This is a genomic window from Bacillus sp. 2175, assembly GCF_057812155.1.
Map to the genome: position 1 here is coordinate 3,640,059 of NZ_CM173819.1, position 17,462 is coordinate 3,657,520.

At 36.6% G+C, this 17,462-nt stretch carries 16 protein-coding genes; 4 read left to right on the forward strand and 12 right to left on the reverse strand.

Going from position 1 to position 17,462, the window contains the following annotated elements; all coding sequences use genetic code 11:
- Positions 1 to 2 precede the first annotated feature (2 nt).
- From rsmB to ACXKY9_RS18780, 10 genes are all read right to left on the reverse strand, one after another.
- Positions 3 to 1,337 (reverse strand): 16S rRNA (cytosine(967)-C(5))-methyltransferase RsmB, encoded by a 1,335-nt coding sequence (gene rsmB, locus ACXKY9_RS18735; RefSeq protein WP_001249668.1) that lies wholly within the window; start codon positions 1,335 to 1,337, stop codon positions 3 to 5.
- On the reverse strand, positions 1,334 to 2,278 hold the full coding sequence (gene fmt / locus ACXKY9_RS18740) for a methionyl-tRNA formyltransferase (protein WP_000598804.1): 945 nt from the start codon (positions 2,276 to 2,278) through the stop codon (positions 1,334 to 1,336). Before fmt ends, rsmB begins: the two co-directional genes overlap by 4 nt.
- 23 nt (positions 2,279 to 2,301) lie before the next feature.
- On the reverse strand, positions 2,302 to 2,772 hold the full coding sequence (gene def, locus ACXKY9_RS18745) for a peptide deformylase (RefSeq protein WP_000279455.1): 471 nt from the start codon (positions 2,770 to 2,772) through the stop codon (positions 2,302 to 2,304).
- An 11-nt stretch (positions 2,773 to 2,783) separates the two neighbouring features.
- On the reverse strand, positions 2,784 to 5,189 hold the full coding sequence (gene priA, locus ACXKY9_RS18750) for a primosomal protein N' (protein WP_000666715.1): 2,406 nt from the start codon (positions 5,187 to 5,189) through the stop codon (positions 2,784 to 2,786).
- Positions 5,186 to 6,391 (reverse strand): bifunctional phosphopantothenoylcysteine decarboxylase/phosphopantothenate--cysteine ligase CoaBC, encoded by a 1,206-nt coding sequence (gene coaBC, locus ACXKY9_RS18755; RefSeq protein WP_000911753.1) that lies wholly within the window; start codon positions 6,389 to 6,391, stop codon positions 5,186 to 5,188. Before coaBC ends, priA begins: the two co-directional genes overlap by 4 nt.
- Before the next feature lie 172 nt (positions 6,392 to 6,563).
- Positions 6,564 to 6,776 (reverse strand): DNA-directed RNA polymerase subunit omega, encoded by a 213-nt coding sequence (rpoZ, locus tag ACXKY9_RS18760; protein ID WP_000933960.1) that lies wholly within the window; start codon positions 6,774 to 6,776, stop codon positions 6,564 to 6,566.
- A 2-nt stretch (positions 6,777 to 6,778) separates the two neighbouring features.
- Positions 6,779 to 7,396 (reverse strand): guanylate kinase, encoded by a 618-nt coding sequence (gene gmk / locus ACXKY9_RS18765; protein WP_001257741.1) that lies wholly within the window; start codon positions 7,394 to 7,396, stop codon positions 6,779 to 6,781.
- Positions 7,397 to 7,409: 13 nt separating this feature from the next.
- The gene (gene remA / locus ACXKY9_RS18770) at positions 7,410 to 7,673 is read right to left on the reverse strand and encodes an extracellular matrix/biofilm regulator RemA (RefSeq protein ID WP_001251456.1); all 264 of its coding nucleotides are present in this window, start codon (positions 7,671 to 7,673) and stop codon (positions 7,410 to 7,412) included.
- A 67-nt stretch (positions 7,674 to 7,740) separates the two neighbouring features.
- Entirely contained in the window at positions 7,741 to 8,616 is an 876-nt protein-coding gene (locus tag ACXKY9_RS18775; RefSeq protein WP_000625869.1) for a YicC/YloC family endoribonuclease, read from the reverse strand.
- A 99-nt stretch (positions 8,617 to 8,715) separates the two neighbouring features.
- The gene (locus ACXKY9_RS18780; RefSeq protein WP_001104780.1) at positions 8,716 to 11,439 is read right to left on the reverse strand and encodes a calcium-translocating P-type ATPase, SERCA-type; all 2,724 of its coding nucleotides are present in this window, start codon (positions 11,437 to 11,439) and stop codon (positions 8,716 to 8,718) included.
- 105 nt (positions 11,440 to 11,544) lie between these two features.
- Here ACXKY9_RS18780 and ACXKY9_RS18785 point away from each other — a divergent pair, with 105 nt between their 5' ends.
- Both ACXKY9_RS18785 and ACXKY9_RS18790 read left to right on the forward strand, forming a co-directional pair.
- Positions 11,545 to 13,254, forward strand: a complete 1,710-nt coding sequence (locus tag ACXKY9_RS18785; RefSeq protein ID WP_000863279.1) for an Rqc2 family fibronectin-binding protein — start codon at positions 11,545 to 11,547, stop codon at positions 13,252 to 13,254.
- 344 nt (positions 13,255 to 13,598) lie between these two features.
- Positions 13,599 to 14,669: a M24 family metallopeptidase gene (locus ACXKY9_RS18790; protein WP_000172803.1), complete on the forward strand. Its 1,071-nt coding sequence runs from the start codon at positions 13,599 to 13,601 to the stop codon at positions 14,667 to 14,669.
- 42 nt (positions 14,670 to 14,711) lie between these two features.
- Here ACXKY9_RS18790 and ACXKY9_RS18795 read toward each other — a convergent pair whose 3' ends face one another.
- Both ACXKY9_RS18795 and ACXKY9_RS18800 read right to left on the reverse strand, forming a co-directional pair.
- On the reverse strand, positions 14,712 to 15,080 hold the full coding sequence (locus tag ACXKY9_RS18795) for a YoqO family protein (protein WP_001208270.1): 369 nt from the start codon (positions 15,078 to 15,080) through the stop codon (positions 14,712 to 14,714).
- 15 nt (positions 15,081 to 15,095) lie between these two features.
- Positions 15,096 to 15,461 carry a YoqO family protein gene (locus ACXKY9_RS18800; protein ID WP_001227565.1) on the reverse strand — a complete coding sequence of 122 codons (366 nt, stop codon included), beginning with the start codon at positions 15,459 to 15,461 and terminating at the stop codon, positions 15,096 to 15,098.
- Positions 15,462 to 15,626: 165 nt separating this feature from the next.
- Here ACXKY9_RS18800 and ACXKY9_RS18805 point away from each other — a divergent pair, with 165 nt between their 5' ends.
- A complete protein-coding gene (locus ACXKY9_RS18805) occupies positions 15,627 to 17,012 on the forward strand; it encodes a hypothetical protein (RefSeq protein ID WP_000537865.1) in 1,386 nt (461 codons plus the stop codon).
- 167 nt (positions 17,013 to 17,179) lie between these two features.
- Entirely contained in the window at positions 17,180 to 17,434 is a 255-nt protein-coding gene (locus ACXKY9_RS18810; protein WP_001003932.1) for a YbeF family protein, read from the forward strand.
- The last annotated feature ends 28 nt before the right edge of the window (positions 17,435 to 17,462 follow it).

Here is a 17,462-nt window from a genome sequence, read left to right on the forward strand (position 1 = left end):
TGCTACACCTTCTTCCTTAAACAAGCAATATAAAAGCCATCCGTCGCAAAATAATGCGGTAAAATTTGTACTTGACCTTCATCAATATACGGAGTTAATTTTTCTGGCATACGCTCTTTAAGCGTAGTATCCCATTCAAATTCAGGATGTTCTTGTAAAAATTTCTCTATTACTTGTTCATTTTCTATTTTCTCAATTGTGCACGTACTATAAACAAGACGACCGCCTTGTTTTAATAATGGTGCTATTTTTTCTAGTATTGCAATTTGAATCGTCGATAATCTTTCACTATCGCCTTTATCTTTTCCTAACTTAATATCAGGCTTACGTCTAATTACACCAAATCCAGAACACGGTGCATCTACCAATATTTTATCAAACGTTTCATTTGCAAAGTGCTCTTGCACTTTTCTAGCATCTAGCGCTTTAGTTTCGACATTTTCTAGACCAAGTCGCTCTGCTTGCTGTTTAATTAAACGTACTTTGTGTGCATGTAAATCAAGGGACATGACCTTACCAGTTCCCTTTAATCGTTCCGCGATATGCGTTGTTTTTCCGCCTGGAGCAGCACAACTATCAAGAACTGCATCTCCCGTATTCGGTTCTAAAGCGCGTGCTACAAGCATAGAACTTTCATCTTGAATAGAAAGAAATCCTTTTTTAAACGCTTCTGTATGCGCTACATTTCCTCTTTCAATCTGAATTGCATCATCTGATAAGTCACCACTTTTTGCTTCTATACCTTCACTTGCCAACAACTCAATCGCTTCTTCTACCGTTACCTTATCAACATTCACACGCGCTGTTGGTACAGGGGGTAACATGTTTACTTCGCACATTTTTTCTGCAGTTTCTAAACCGTATTCTGAAGTCCACTCTTGGACAAGCCAAACTGGATGACTTGTTGTAATTGCAAGACGTTCTACTGGATCCTTGATTTCATCTACAGAAGGTACACCTTCTCTCTGAATCGAACGTAATACACCGTTCACCATACCAGCAATTCCTTTATGCCCGCGACGCTTTGCAATCTCAACCGCTTCATGAATAGCCGCTCTTTCTGGCACTCGGTCTAAATAAATCATTTGATATAAAGATAAGCGAAGCAATACTCTTACCCACGCCTCAACCTTCTTTTTTAAAAAAGGCTGTAAATAATAATCTAATGTGTCACGACGTTGAATCGTTCCATATACAATTTCAGTTAATAAACCAATATCTTTTCTATCAATTGCACTTTTTTCAATTAGATTATTTAAAAGTAAGTTGCTATATGCACCACTTTTTTCCACTTGAATTAAACCATCAAGAGCTAATTCACGAACATTTTGTCTCATGCATTTTCTCCTAACTTCGTTCCAATTTCAGGTTTTGTTCCACGTAAAAATTGTGAACAACTCATACGCTTTTTACCAGAAGGTTGCAATTCAGTAATTTTAACACCTGTTTCATTACTCGTTGCTACAACAAAACCATCTTCTTCGATTGCAACAATCGTACCTGCTTCAGCCGGTTCAGTTATAGGCACTTTTTCTCCCCACCATACTTTAACAACTTGTCCCGCTAAAGTTGTATAAGCAACTGGCCATGGATTCAATCCGCGAATGTGATTGTATACTTCTTCACCTGTTTTTGTCCAATCAATTTTCTCTTGCTCACGTTTTATATTGTACGCAAACGTTACTTCTTCTTCGTTTTGTTTAATCGGTTCTAACTTACCTTGGATTAATAAAGGTACTGTTTTAGATAGAAGGTGTGCTCCTGCTTCACTTAATTTATCAAATAATGAGCCTGTCGTTTCACGCTCTTCAATTTCAACTTCCACTTGCGTTAAGATATCACCAGCATCCAATTTTTCTACCATATACATAATTGTAATACCTGTTTTTTCTTTACCTTCCATAATTGCATAATGAATTGGTGCACCACCACGAAGTTCAGGAAGTAAAGAAGCGTGAACATTAATACATCCATACTTCGGTGCTTCTAAAATTTCATTTGGTACAATCTGCCCAAATGCAGCTGTTACAATTAAATCTGGCTCTAATGCCAATACTTTTTCATATTCATCTTTTTCACGAATTTTTAACGGCTGTAACACAGGGATACCATGTTTTTCCGCTTCAACTTTAACAGGTGTAGGTGTTAATACTTTTTTTCTACCTACTGGACGATCAGGTTGCGTCACAACACCTACTACCTCATAGCCATCTTCAATAAGACGACGAAGCACCGGCACTGAAAAGTCCGGTGTTCCCATAAACACTACTTTTATCATTTAAAAACCGCTCCTTTTAACACCTATTCTAGTTCGTTTTCTTCATAATATCTTGTCACTTTCGATGTAAATAAAACACCGTGTAAATGATCAATTTCATGTTGAATTGCACGCGCTAAAAATCCTTCCGCTTCTAATAAGAATACTTTCCCACGGCGATTTTGCGCTCTTACTTTAATATAATCGGCACGTTCTACTTCACCATAAAGTCCCGGGAAGCTTAAACAGCCTTCGGGACCTACTTGTTCACCACGTTTTTCTAATATTGATGGATTGATTAACTCGATTTTCCCAGTATCATCATCGACATCAACAACCGCTACTTGCAAGCTTACACCTACTTGAGGCGCAGCTAAACCGACTCCGTCCGCAATTAACATTGTTTCATGCATATCTTTCAACAATTTCACTAACTTTTTATCAAAGTTAATTACTCTTTCGCATGGTGTTTCTAACACTTCATTTGGATGCTTTATTATTTCTAAAACTGCCATATTTCCCTCCGCTACATTAACATTGTTGGATTAAAATCAATTGAGATTTGTAGCTCTTTTTGCATTTCTGCTTGATAATGTTCATTTACCATTTTGAGCACGTTCTTTAAGTTTGGTTCCCGTTTGTATTTTATCATGCATTGATAACGATATCTATCTTTTATCCTTGGAATCGCTGAAGCAACTGGTCCTAGCACCATTGTTTGCTGTGAGCAATGCGTTCGTAAATACGAGGCAATTTTTTCCGTCACTTGTACCGCTTTTAATAATTCAGGATGAGATACAGTTACGAGTACAACATAGTAATATGGGGGATATTGTCTTGTTCGTCTCATTTGCATTTCTTGGTCAAAAAACACATCATATTGTTGGTTCTTCGCTAACTCTATACTGTAATGTTCTGGCGTATACGTTTGAATCACAACTTCCCCTGGCAATTCATGTCTACCCGCTCGTCCACTTACTTGCGTCAATAGCTGATATGTCTTTTCACTCGCCCGAAAATCAGGTAAGTGAAGCATCGTATCTGCAGTTAACACCCCAACGAGCGTTACTTTCGGAAAATCTAATCCTTTAGCAATCATTTGTGTTCCGAGTAATATATCTGCTTTTTCTTCCCCGAACGCCTTTAATAATTTTTCATGCATTCCTTTTCGACTTGTCGTATCTACATCCATTCGAATGACTCGTGCCTCTGGAAATAGTTTTGTAATTTCTTCTTCTACCTTTTGTGTACCTGTACCAAAGAAACGAATGTATGTACTTTGACAAGCTGGACACTCAGTTGGCATATTCTCTTCGTAACTACAATAATGACATTTTAAACGATGATTCATTTTATGATATGTCAATGAAATATCACAATGCGGACATTGAACAACATACCCACAATCACGGCACATAACAAATGTAGAATGACCTCTTCTATTTAAAAAGAGTACCATTTGTTCTTTCTTTTCTAATCGATCTGCTATTTTTTCATGCAGCGCCTTAGAAAACATTGATCGATTCCCGTCACGAAGTTCTTCTCGCATGTCAACAATCTCTACCGTTGGTAAAGCTTGTTCATTCATACGTTTTTCCATTGTTAATAGTTCATAAACACCTTTTTTCGCCCTTGCAAACGATTCAAGTGTTGGTGTCGCACTACCAAGAACGATAGGACATTTATGATATTGTCCTCTCCAGACAGCTACATCTCTTGCATGATACCTCGGATTATCTTCTTGTTTGTAACTTGATTCATGCTCTTCATCAATAATAATAATCCCTAAATTCTCAAAAGGCGCAAAAACAGCTGAACGCGCACCAACTACAACTTTCACTTCTTTTCTTAAAATCTTACGCCACTCGTCATACTTTTCTCCAACAGACAACGCACTATGAAGAACTGCAACTTGTGAGCCAAACCTACCTTTAAAACGATCCACCATTTGGGGCGTTAGTGCAATTTCAGGAACAAGAACGATAGCTTCTTTTCCTTTCTTGAGCACTGCTGCTATAGATTGTAAATATACTTCTGTCTTTCCACTTCCTGTAACACCATATAGTAAAAATGGATTATAAGTTTCATTTGTAATTGATGATAAAATCGGTGTAATAACTTGTTTTTGTTCCTCCGTAAGTGGAAATGGTTTTGTTTGTTCAAAATCATCATCGTCATACGGATTTCGGTATACTTCCACATACTTTTCTGAAATGAATCCCTTTTTAACAAGTGCTTTTATTGGAGCATCTGTTATTTGTAACTCTTCTGTAATTACTTTCAACGGTGCACTTTTATAATTTTCCACAAAATAATAAAGTACATCTTGTTGTTTTTTACTTTTCAGTTCAAATGCCGCTAATTCCAATTTATCTTCTGGCAACTCCGGCTGAACCACTCTTTGCTTCTTCTTTTGTACTTTATCTTTCACTTGATAAACGACTTCAACCGTACCATTTTTAATTTCTTGTTGAATAGTTCGGTATAAATGTGGCTGTTGCTCGATTACTTCAAAATCAATTGCTTCTTTATCCTGAAATAAATATAGTATTTCAGGTGCTATTTCTTCCTGTTTACAAAGTTGTAGACGTTTTTTATACGTTGCTTTTATCGCAGTTGGAAGCATCACTTGAAAAGCTGAAATCATGTAGCATAACGTTTCACTTGTAAGCCAATATCCAAGCTTTAATAATTCATCATTTAAAACCGGTGTTACATCTAATATTTCATGGATTGTCTTTAACTTCTTACTTTCTACATCCACCGAATCTTTAATCCCAATAATAAAACCTTGCAATTTTCTTGGGCCAAACGGAACTACTACACGCATTCCTGTCTGTACAATATCTTCCCATTTTTTAGGGATAATGTAATCAAATGGTCGATCTGTCTGACGGGCAGGTACATCAACAATTACACTTGCAAATTTCATAAACGATCATCTTCTAACATCATTTCAATTTGCTTCAATATTTCACGAGCTACCTCTTTTTTCATTAAAATTGGCAACTCAATAACTTTTCCATCTTTTCTATACATTGTTACAATATTCGTATCCGTGCCAAATCCAGCTCCTTGCGCTTTTACATCATTCGCGACAATCATATCTGCATTTTTCTCACGTAGTTTTTTCGTTGCATATTCCTCTACATTTGTCGTTTCAGCAGCAAAACCGATAAGTAACTGTTTATCCTTTTTCTGACCTAACGTTTTTAAAATATCCACCGTTCTTTCAAGTTCAATGACAGCATCACCATTTTGCTTTTTCATTTTATTCTCATGAACATATTTCGGACGATAATCTGCAACTGCTGCTGTTTTAATGACAACGTCTACGTTTTGATAATGTTGAAGAACCGCTTCTAACATATCTTGTGCAGATTCCACTTGCACTGTCGTTACATGTAACGGTGTATTTAATGCTGTCGGTCCTGAAACGAGTATAACATCAGCGCCTAAATTCGCTGCCACTTCCGCAATCGCATACCCCATTTTTCCAGAAGAAAAATTTGTCATAAAACGAACTGGATCAACCTTTTCACGTGTTGGGCCAGCAGTTATTAATATTCTTTTTCCCTGCAATGGTTTGTGTTCTGAGAAAGCTTCCTCTAACCGTGCAATAATTGCTTCAGGTTCTTCTAGTCGTCCCTTCGCCACATATCCACATGCTAAAAAGCCTTCCCCAGGCTCAATAAATGTATATCCTAGCGTTTTCAATGTCATCATATTTTTTTGAACTATTTTATTTTCATACATATGCACATTCATAGCAGGCGCAATCCATACCGGAGCTGTAGTAGCTAACAAAGTAGTTGTAATCATATCATCTGCAATACCACCAGCTAACTTTCCAATACAATTGGCAGTAGCAGGTGCGACAAGTACAACATCCGCCCAATCTGCTAAATCAATATGAGCAATAACAGCTGAGTCTTTCTCATCAAATGTATCCGTATATACATCATGGCGAGAAAGCGCTTGGAATGTAAGAGGCGTAACAAACTTCATTGCCGACTCACTCATCATTACTTTTACAATCGCGCCAGATTGTGTCAATTTACTCGTTAACGCAGCTGCTTTAAAAACCGCAATGCCTCCTGTTACACATAGAAGTATCTTTTTCCCTTTTAGCATATGACTCGTCCTCTTTCTTTTTCAAACTTATAATACTGAAATAGAATTCTCAGCTCGTCAGTACCAATATTTCATTCCTTTCGTAAAAAAATAACAACCTACTTGTAAATAGGTTGTTACCGTTACATAGAAAATTATAAAGTCTATGTTTTATTTTGTCGAAGGCAAAGGCTTATTCAGCTACTTTATCTTCACTTGGTACGTAGCTTAATGCTTCTGCATCGATTTCTTCTAATGCTTTACCTACACATTTATGAGAAACAGGTTTTTCTACAACACAGTTATTAGCAAGTTGCATTTCACGCGCGCGTTTTGCAGCTACTGTTACTAATGTGTACTTAGAATCGATTTTTTGTAGTAATGAGTCAATTGATGGATTTAACATAATTATAGACCCTCCGTCATTTCTTTATAATATTTTGCTACCCTTTCGCGGCGGCAATGTTCGCCAACCACAATTGCTTTAATTCTATCACAAGCTAATTCAACTTGATCGTTTTCTACTACATAGTCGTAAGCGTCCATCATCTCGATTTCTTCTTTCGCTACAGTTAAACGATTTTCAATAACATCTTCAGTCTCTGTACCACGTCCGACAATACGGCTCTTTAGTTCAGATAAACTTGGAGGTGCTAAGAAAATAAATACACCTTCTGGGAAAGCTTTCTTAACTTGAATTGCTCCTTGCACTTCAATTTCTAAGAATACATCTTTTCCTTCTTGTAATGTTTTTTCAACATAGTCAATCGGTGTTCCGTAATAATTACCTACGAACTCAGCCCACTCAAGTAATTTTTCATTACGAATCATTTCCTCGAATTCTTCTCTTTCTTTAAAGAAATAATCCACACCATCTACTTCACCTTCACGCGGCTTACGTGTCGTTACTGAAATAGAGTACTGAAAACGTGTATCCTCATGGCTAAACAGCTCTTTACGAACCGTCCCTTTTCCAACCCCAGAAGGCCCTGAAAGAACGATGAGCAATCCTCTTCTACTTCTCATAAATATGTAAAACCTACCCTTCCTCACTTAAATCTTCTTTATTATTCAAACGATGTGCAATCGTCTCTGGTTGAATTGGACTTAATACAACATGCCCATCATCCATAACAATAACCGCCCTTGTTTTTCTCCCATACGTAGCATCAAGCAAAGCATTATGTTCGCGTGCTTCCTGTACTGTTCGTTTAATAGGAGCTGACTCCGGACTTACAATAGCAATAATTCGATGAGCAGATACAATATTTCCGTATCCAATATTTAAAAACCGCATGGCCATAGTTTGCGCCTCCTAGTAAGTCTATCCGATTTCTCCACCACGTATAACTTTATATATTTTTTGAAAGCTACTCAATATTTTGTACTTGTTCACGAATTTTTTCAAGGTTATTTTTCATTTCTACAACATATTTTGAAATTGTTAAGTCATTTGCCTTAGAACCAATCGTATTAATTTCTCTATGCATCTCTTGCACGATGAAATCCATTTTCCTTCCAACAGGCTCTTCAATCTGCAATGTTTCACGAAATTGCTCTAAATGACTTTGCAAACGAACTAACTCTTCATGAATATCACAACGCTCTGCAAAGATTGCGACTTCTGTTAGCAATCTTTGTTCATCTAGATCTTGATTATGTAATTCTTTTAAGCGATTTTCTAATCGTTCACGATATTTTTGTGTAACAATTGGTGCATGTGGAATAATTGCATTTACACAATTGCTAATCTCTTGTAAACGATACGCTATATCTTTATGTAATCGTTCTCCTTCGCCATCTCTCATCGTTTTCAACATATGAGCAGCTTGACGAACAGCCTCATATAAACTGTTCTCAAAATGCTCATTTACATTTTCTATTTCTTCAATTGCTGTTACTTCTGGCATTGCCATTAATTGCTGAAGTGTAATAGAATCTTGTAATTGAAATTTCCCTTTTATATCTTCCATCATCGATTGGTACTGCTCAAGAAGTGACCAATTCACACTTAATTTTCTTTCAACAAGTCCTTCACCCGCTATACTAATAGACACTTCAATGCGTCCACGTCGAACTTGCTGTGCAATTATTTTACGAATTTTGTCCTCAAATACCATCATTTGCTTAGGAAGTCGAATACTCATCTCTAAAAAACGGTGGTTCACCGATTTCATTTCTACTGTAATTTGAAAAGTATCACTTTCTACTTTCGATCTTCCAAACCCTGTCATACTAGAAATCATTTTTATCACATCCAAGCCATAAAATAACTCAATGAAAAAGGTAATAGAGACAAGGCTCTACTACCTTCTGTAAATTATATCACATTTTCATAACATTGACTATTTCAAGTTTAATCCCTTCTTATATAATATCGGCTTTTTCTTCTTAGCCTTTTTCCCTGTTAATAAAGAACCTACTAGTAAGAAAGTCGGAATTGATGACAAACCTCCAATTAATAACCAATCTCTTGCTTGTATCGGCATTGTGCTAAAGATTGGTTGTAACGGTGGATAATATATAACCACTAGCATGAGTAGTAACGAAATAATAACCGCCCCTACTAAATACACGTTCCCAAATGGATTACGGTGAAAGACAGAATGCTCACTACGACAATCAAATACATGAATAAGCTGAGCAAGTACCAACGTCGCGAACGCTACAGTTTGTGCATATTTCAGTTCATTTGGATGTTGGTTATACGCAATAATAAACGCCACTAACGTCACTGCTCCAATTAAAAACCCTCGACTTATTATTTTCCACGCAAGCCCTCTAGCGAATACCCCTTCTTTCGGGTGACGCGGTGTTCTCTTCATCACATCTCCTTCAGCCTTATCCAAACCTAATGCCATCGCTGGTAAACCATCAGTAACTAAGTTCACCCATAAAATTTGAATAGGAACCATCGGCAGTGGTAATGCAAGTAACATCGCAAATAACATAACTAAAATTTCTCCAACATTTGACGCCAATAAGTAGCGAATGAACTTACGTATGTTCTCATATATATTTCTTCCTTCTTTAATTGCTGATTTAATTGTAGCAAAATTATCGTCTAGTAAAACAAGTGAAGAGGCTTCTTTCGCAACATCTGTCCCTGTAATTCCCATCGCTATCCCAATATCCGCTGTTTTTATCGCTGGAGCATCGTTCACTCCATCACCTGTCATCGCTACTATATGTCCTTGATTTTGCAGTGCCTTAACAATTTTCAATTTATGCTCAGGTGATACACGAGCGAATACATACGTATCTTCTACAACATTTTCTAATTCCTCCACATCCATATTCGCGAGTTCTACTCCTTCAACAACGCGTCCATCTGGTGGTAAAACTCCTAATTGTTCAGCAATCGCCATTGCTGTCACTTTATGATCACCTGTAATCATTACTGTTCGAATACCAGCTTCTTTACACTCTTTTACCGCCTGCGCCACTTCTGGCCTTGGCGGGTCAATCATACCTTGTATTCCAACCAACATAAAATCTTTTTCAACGTCTCTTTCATGTTCAATAGAATCCGTGACTTTTAAAGGTTTAAACGCAACTGCAATTGTTCGAAGCGCTTGACTACCTAAGCTATGAATAGCCGCCTGTACTTCTTTTCTATATAGCTCACTTAACGGCTGCTGCTTATCCCCCCATAAGATTGTTTGACTCAGTTGCAAAAGAACATCCGGTGCTCCTTTCGTAACAATAAACTTTTTCCCCTCTCGATCTCGTACAATAACACTCATCATTTTTCGAGTTGAATCAAAGGGGAATTCACGAATAATTTTAAATTTCCCTTTTAATGCCTCACGTGTTATCCCAGCTTTCATTGCTGCAGCTACAAGCGCTCCCTCTGTCGGATCTCCATCTAATACGTACGCCTTTTTCTTTTGAATAATATTTGCATTGTTACATAGTGAACCAAATGTAAGTAGCTGATAAAGTGATTTTGTCTTAGCTGGATTCACTTCTTTTTCACCTTTCATAAAAGAGCCATTAGGTTCATATCCTTGCCCTGTCACTTTCCACAATTCTCCGCCTGACCACATATGTGTTACCATCATTTTGTTTTGCGTCATTGTTCCCGTTTTATCAGAGCATATAACAGAAGCGCAGCCTAACGTTTCTACGGCCGGTAACTTCCTTACAATTGCTCTCTTTTTTATCATACGCTGTACACCAAGTGATAAAGCTACTGTAACAATTGCTGGCAATCCTTCTGGAATAGCCGCAACAGCTAGCGATACGCCAGCTAAAAACATATGATATACTTCATTCCCTTGATACACACCAGCCAATACAACGAGCGCTGTCAAAATAAGAGCTACAATAATTAATATTTTTCCGAGCTGTTCTAACCTTCTTTGCAGTGGCGTTTCCATTTGCTCTGCATTTTGCAACATATTTGCAATTTGCCCCATCGCTGTATTCATACCAGTTGCTACAACAACTCCTGTACCAGATCCTCGCGTAATCATTGTCCCCATAAAAGCCATATTTTTTTGATCCCCAATTGCAACATCTTGCCCTTGCAATGCTTCTACCTTCTTTTGTACAGGTACGGACTCCCCTGTCAAAGCAGACTCTTCAATATATAAACTTGATGCCTCAACAAGACGCACATCAGCCCCAATACGATCACCACTGGAAAACTTAATAATATCTCCTAAAACAAGTGCTTTAGATGGTGCTTTTACCCACTTTCCATTCCGCATTACAGTAACTTGTGGAGCGGCTAGTTCCTTTAAAGCTTCCAATGATTTTTCAGCTTTTCTTTCTTGAAAAAAGCCGAGAATACCATTGATAATAACAATGGCAACAATAGCAATAGAATCAATGTATTCACCTAAAAACGCAGAAACAATTGTTGCTCCAAACAAAACGAGTACCATGAAATCTTTAAACTGTGCTAAAAATACCATTAGTGCAGAAGGCCTTTTTGCTTCTTCTAATTCATTAGTACCAAATTTCTTTACTCGCCCTTCTGCTTCTTTCTCTGTAAGTCCAACCTTTACATTCGTATTCGTTCTTTCTTCCACTTCATGTGCTCGCATTCCATACCAGTTCATCCTGCTATCGACCTCCTGATTCCAGACATACTCTATTGAAAGCTTATTCAGCCTCGTCCAAAAAAATGCTATAATTAACATTTAGTTAGAAAGGAGTGTTCATTTATGGCATTCGATGGATTATTTACAAGAGCGATTACACATGAAATTGAAAATTCTCTTTACACAGGAAGAATTTCCAAAATATATCAACCTTCAAAATACGAGATTTTATTACATATTCGAGCGAATGGAAAGAACCAAAAACTAATTCTTTCATCTCATCCTACATATGCGCGTATGCACTTAACGAATCAAAACTACGATTCGCCAGCAATACCGCCGATGTTCTGTATGCTTCTTCGCAAACATTTAGAAGGTGGATTTATTGAAAAAATTGAACAAATCGACTTAGAACGCATTATTCAAATTACAGTTCGCAGTCGTAATGAAATCGGAGACGAATCATTAAAAACATTAGTAATTGAAATAATGGGACGACATAGTAACATTATCTTATTAGATACGAAAACAAACGTGATTTTAGATAGCTTAAAACACGTTTCATTAGCCGTAAACCGTCACCGAACTGTATATGCTGGTGCTGAGTACGTCGCGCCACCAGCCCAACATAAAATCAATCCTCTGCAAATTGAAACCGCAGATGATTTTATTAGACCGCTAGACTTTCTATCTGGAAATATGGATAAACAACTCGTCGGTGCTTTCATGGGAATATCCCCATTATTTGCAAAAGAAGTAGTAAAGAAAGCCGGTATGGCAAACGAGAAAGCATTATCAGAAGCATTTTTCTCTATACAAACACCATTACTATCTCATGCATATACACCTACAATGATTACTGCAAATGGAAAAGAATTCTTTTATCTTTTCCCTCTTACACACTTGCAAGGAGAAGAAAAAACATTCTCATCAGTGAGCGAATTGTTAGATCGTTTCTTCTTTGGCAAAGCAGAACGTGATCGTGTAAAACAACAAGCTCATGATTTAGAACGCTTTATGCAAAACGAAAAAAATAAAAACGAGAAAAAACTCATTAAACTCGAAAAAACACTGCAAGATGCTGGAAAAGCAGATAAATATCAACTATTTGGAGAGCTACTTACAGCCAATATGTACGCTTTAAAAAAGGGCGATAAAGATATTGAGGTCGTTAATTATTACGATGAGAATGGTGGAACTGTAAAAATTACATTAGATCCTTTAAAAACACCATCTGAAAATGCACAACGCTATTTCCAAAAGTATCAAAAAGCAAAAAATTCAGTTGTTGTTGTAGAAGAACAAATCGAAAAAACAAATGAAGAAATTCTTTATTTTGATAGCTTACTTCAACAAATGGAAGCTGCTTCTTCAAAAGATATTGAAGAAATTCGTGAGGAATTAGCTGAAGAAGGTTATGTGCGCAATCGCAAAACGAAAAACGCAAAGAAAAAGCCTACTAAACCAGTATTAGATAAATATGTAGCAAGTGATGGCACAGAGATTTTCGTTGGTAAAAACAATAAACAAAATGATTATTTAACAACGAAGTTTGCCCGCCGTGATGAAATTTGGTTACATACGAAAGACATACCTGGCTCTCACGTTGTCATTCGTTCTTTAGAGCCTGCTGAAGAAACTTTACTAGAAGCTGCCAAAATTGCTGCCTATTACAGCAAAGCGAAAGAGTCTAGCTCTGTACCTGTTGATTTCACCAAAATACGCCATGTCAAAAAACCGAGTGGTGCAAAACTTGGTTTTGTTACGTACGACAATCAGCAAACCGTATATGTAACACCAGATGCTGATATTGTAATGAAATTAAAAGCGTAAATAAAAAATGCGTTGCTTGTATGCAGCGCATTTTTTATATGTTTTCAATTTCGTTGCTATATTCATTCAATATTGTCAAAAAAATTGACAGTATCATTTCACATTTGTATAAAATTTTTTACAGCATGTAAATAAAGTACAAGTGTAACTCCAATCATTATTTTTCCCCATCCCCCTGCTATTCATTGAAGCAATCTAGATTTTATGAACAAACCGCCTCCCACAAATTACGGGCTATTTTTTTATCTCCCCTAAAATATATGTTGTCCCTACTATCCTTTCTTCAAATATACATTTTGGCACGCTATTTGCTTTATTCAATACTGTGAATAGGAGGAATTAACATGACTTTAAAAATTAATAAAATCCAAAATCAATTACAAAACTATGAAATTGACGGGTTACTTATTACCAAAAAAGAAAACCGCCAATATGCAACAGGCTTTACAGGTAGTGCTGGCGTCGTCTTAATCTCTGCCGATCAAGCTGTTTTTATCACTGATTTCCGCTATGTAGATCAAGCGAAATCACAAATAAAAGATGCTGAAATTATTATGCATAAAGGAAATTTAGAAAAAGAAATTGCACATCAAGTATCGAAATTAAACATTCAAAAACTTGGAATTGAAGAAAACAACATGACATTGCAACAATATAAAAACTTGCAAAAATACGTACAGGCGGAAATGATTCAAGTGTGCGAAATTATCGAAAATATTCGTATCATTAAAGACACGCCTGAAATAGAAACAATGAAAATTGCAGCTAATATCGCGGACGAAGCATTTCACCACATTCTTACGTTTCTAAAACCAGGAATAAGTGAAAATGCTGTACGAGATGAATTAGAATTTTTCATGCGAAAAAAAGGGGCTACATCTTCTTCATTCCAAATCATTGTAGCCTCAGGCGTTCGTTCTTCACTTCCCCATGGAGTTGCATCAAATAAAATAATCGAACGAGGGGATATCGTTACATTAGACTTCGGTGCACTTTACGACGGATATTGTTCCGATATAACACGTACTGTAGCAATAGGGGAACCATCGGAAGAATTCAAAAAAATATACAATGTTGTACGAGAAGCGTTAAAACGTGGGACTGAAGCGATTAAGCCTGGAGAAACTGCGAAAAGTATCGATGATATAACGAGGGATTACATTACAGAACATGGATACGGTCAATACTTTGGCCACTCTACTGGGCACGGTCTTGGGTTAGAAATACATGAACCGCTTCGCCTATCCCAAGAAAGTAAGGTAACTTTACAAGAAGGTATGGTTGTTACAGTTGAGCCGGGCATTTACATACCGAACTGGGGCGGTTGTAGAATTGAAGACGATATCGTCATTACAAAAGAAGGCTATGAAGTTATTACAAAATCAAATCGGGAACTAATTGTTATTCCTTGTTGAAATCATAGAAAAAAATGCCACCGAATAAGGTGGCATTTTCTTTTATTCATTAACGAATAACTTTTCGTTTACTTTTTTAACGATTACCACTACCGACATTAATATACATATTAAATACAGCATTTTCGCAATAAATAACCACCCTTGAAACATTACAATTCCATCTATTATCTCATTTCCTTTCAATAGAAAAAACGGAATTGTGCTAATAATAATGACAAACTCGATACTGAAAACAAATTTCTTTTTTCGGCTATATGCTTTCCATTCATTCCAACGATACATAGATGCAAAAATCAATACTCCTATACATAATATAGCTGGTACCCAGTCACTGTTAAGGAATTGTCCTGAAATAACTGATAATAGTAAACAAACGAGCACACCATAATATCCTATTTTCTCTCTCATTCGTACTCCCCCATTCTACTTCTCCTTTAATACGTAACTTGCTATGCTTATAATAATTCTTAGAAAAATAACAGCTATAATTACAATATAAAGACCTTTTGCAGACGACATCCATTCTTGAAAAATAGACGTTTTCTCTATTTGTTTCTGCCCTTCTATTAAAATAAACCCTACGAAAAATGAGCAAACAACAATGACACCTATCATAATTCCGATACTTTTCTTACTATATTGTTTCATATCATCCCAGTTATATAACAGTATAAAAACAAAGCCGAAAACAGGTATGATACTGATCCATTCATTGTTTGTAAACAAATTTAAAGTGATTAATAGACTACAAGATATGGTAAATCCCCAAAACCCAATTTTTTTGCGCATAAGTTCTCCTTAAATTCCATTTTTAGGATTATTTGTATTGTAACATCCATTTATCTTTCTTACCATTACAGTACATGAAATTTCATTTTTTCTTTTTCCTATACTCACATACTTTCACTGCTTTCATACAATACACTACACGAATGCCTAAAGGATGTGAATGTTATGGGAGTTGAATTAACGCTATTACACGCTCTCTACATTATTTGTTTACTCACTATTATTACCTTTTTTATTCTCCGAAAAGATACGACTATCATTTGTATCGTTTTTATCTTTTTATTAGCATTAACTGCAACAAGTTCTATCCCTCTTGCCATTAGCGGAATTTTTCAAAGTTTCATTTACGCCATTACTGAGCTATTACCAACTATATTAATCATCTCCATTATCGTATCAATGAGCAATTTACTCGTTCATACTGGCATAAATGATACGATGATTTCACCATTTACAAAAATGATTCGTACACCTACACTCGCCTACTGGATTATCGGCCTTTTAATGATGACCATTTCTTTCTTCTTTTGGCCTTCTCCAGCTGTCGCCTTAATGGGAGCTATTTTATTACCGGTTGCTGTACGTGTCGGCCTTCCTCCAATTGGGGTTGCAATTGCTATGAACTTATTTGGACACGGCATCGCCTTATCTGGAGACTTCGTTATTCAAGGTGCACCGAAATTAACTGCAGACGCGGCTGGTCTCCCTGTTTCCAGCATCGTATCTGCAAGTGTTCCACTCGTTATCGTTATGGGCATTGTGACAACTTCTGTCGCTTTTTTCTTCTTACGAAAAGAGTTTCATACAGGCTTATCTATACAAGAAGCTATTCCATCAACTGAGTCTTCTAAAACGCTCACTTCATTATCTTCTCGCATAAAAAAATGGCTCGCTATTTGTATCCCTATCATATATATCATTGATATCCTTTGCATGATTCAATTTAAATTACAAGGAAGCGACGCAACTGCACTTATCGGCGGAACGACTGTTATTATGATTATCATCATTTCCCTCATCGCCTACAAAGGAAATGGACTGAATAAAACGACCGATTATTTCATAGAAGGGCTCCAATTTGGCTTTAAAATTTTCGGACCAGTTATTCCTATCGCTGCACTCTTTTATTTAGGAGATAGTGGATTTGTAAAAATTATCGGGGACTATTTACCGAAAGGTTCACACGGAATCATTAACGACTTAGGCATCGCTTTATCTCAAACTGTTCCTTTAAATCAATATGTATCGGCAGGGACATTAACCATCGTTGGTGTCATTACCGGCTTAGATGGATCAGGTTTTTCAGGTATATCACTTGCTGGTTCCATTGCCAATCTTTTTGGAACAGCACTTGGCCATGGAACAGCTACATTAACAGCACTCGGGCAAATTGCAGCTATATGGACCGGGGGCGGGACGTTAATTCCTTGGGCACTTATTCCTGCTGCTGCGATTTGTAAAGTCGATCCATTTGAACTTGCACGCCGAAACTTTTTACCGGTTGTTATCGGTTTAATTGTCACCACGATCGTTGCGATGTTTATCCTATAACGTAAGCAAGTGTTCTCTTGCTTACGTTTTTTGCTTGTAAAATTCATCATGAATTATCAGTTTTCAAGAGGGATTCGTTATTACTTAGCGAAATTATATTAGGAGAGTAATTATTTCAAAACGTTTACGAGAAACAGATTACTGCAATTAGAAAAGGGGACATACCTATGAATGAATTGATTTTCGTCTTATTAATTTGTCCATTACTTATCTTTATCGTTTCTGTTATTGGAACGCGCAAGACGAAAACGTATTACGTAATGCCGATTGTAACGTTTGCTAGTTTTTTAATAATAGGTGTTATCGCCTTTACTCCAAAATTTTTCTTTTGGGTTGGCATGTACAGCATCTTCTCATTTATTGTTTCTTATATGACTTTATTGTTTTTAAGAGGATATGAGCTTGCAGAAAGCGCTAAGTAGTTAAGGAGATTGTAATATGATTTTCTTT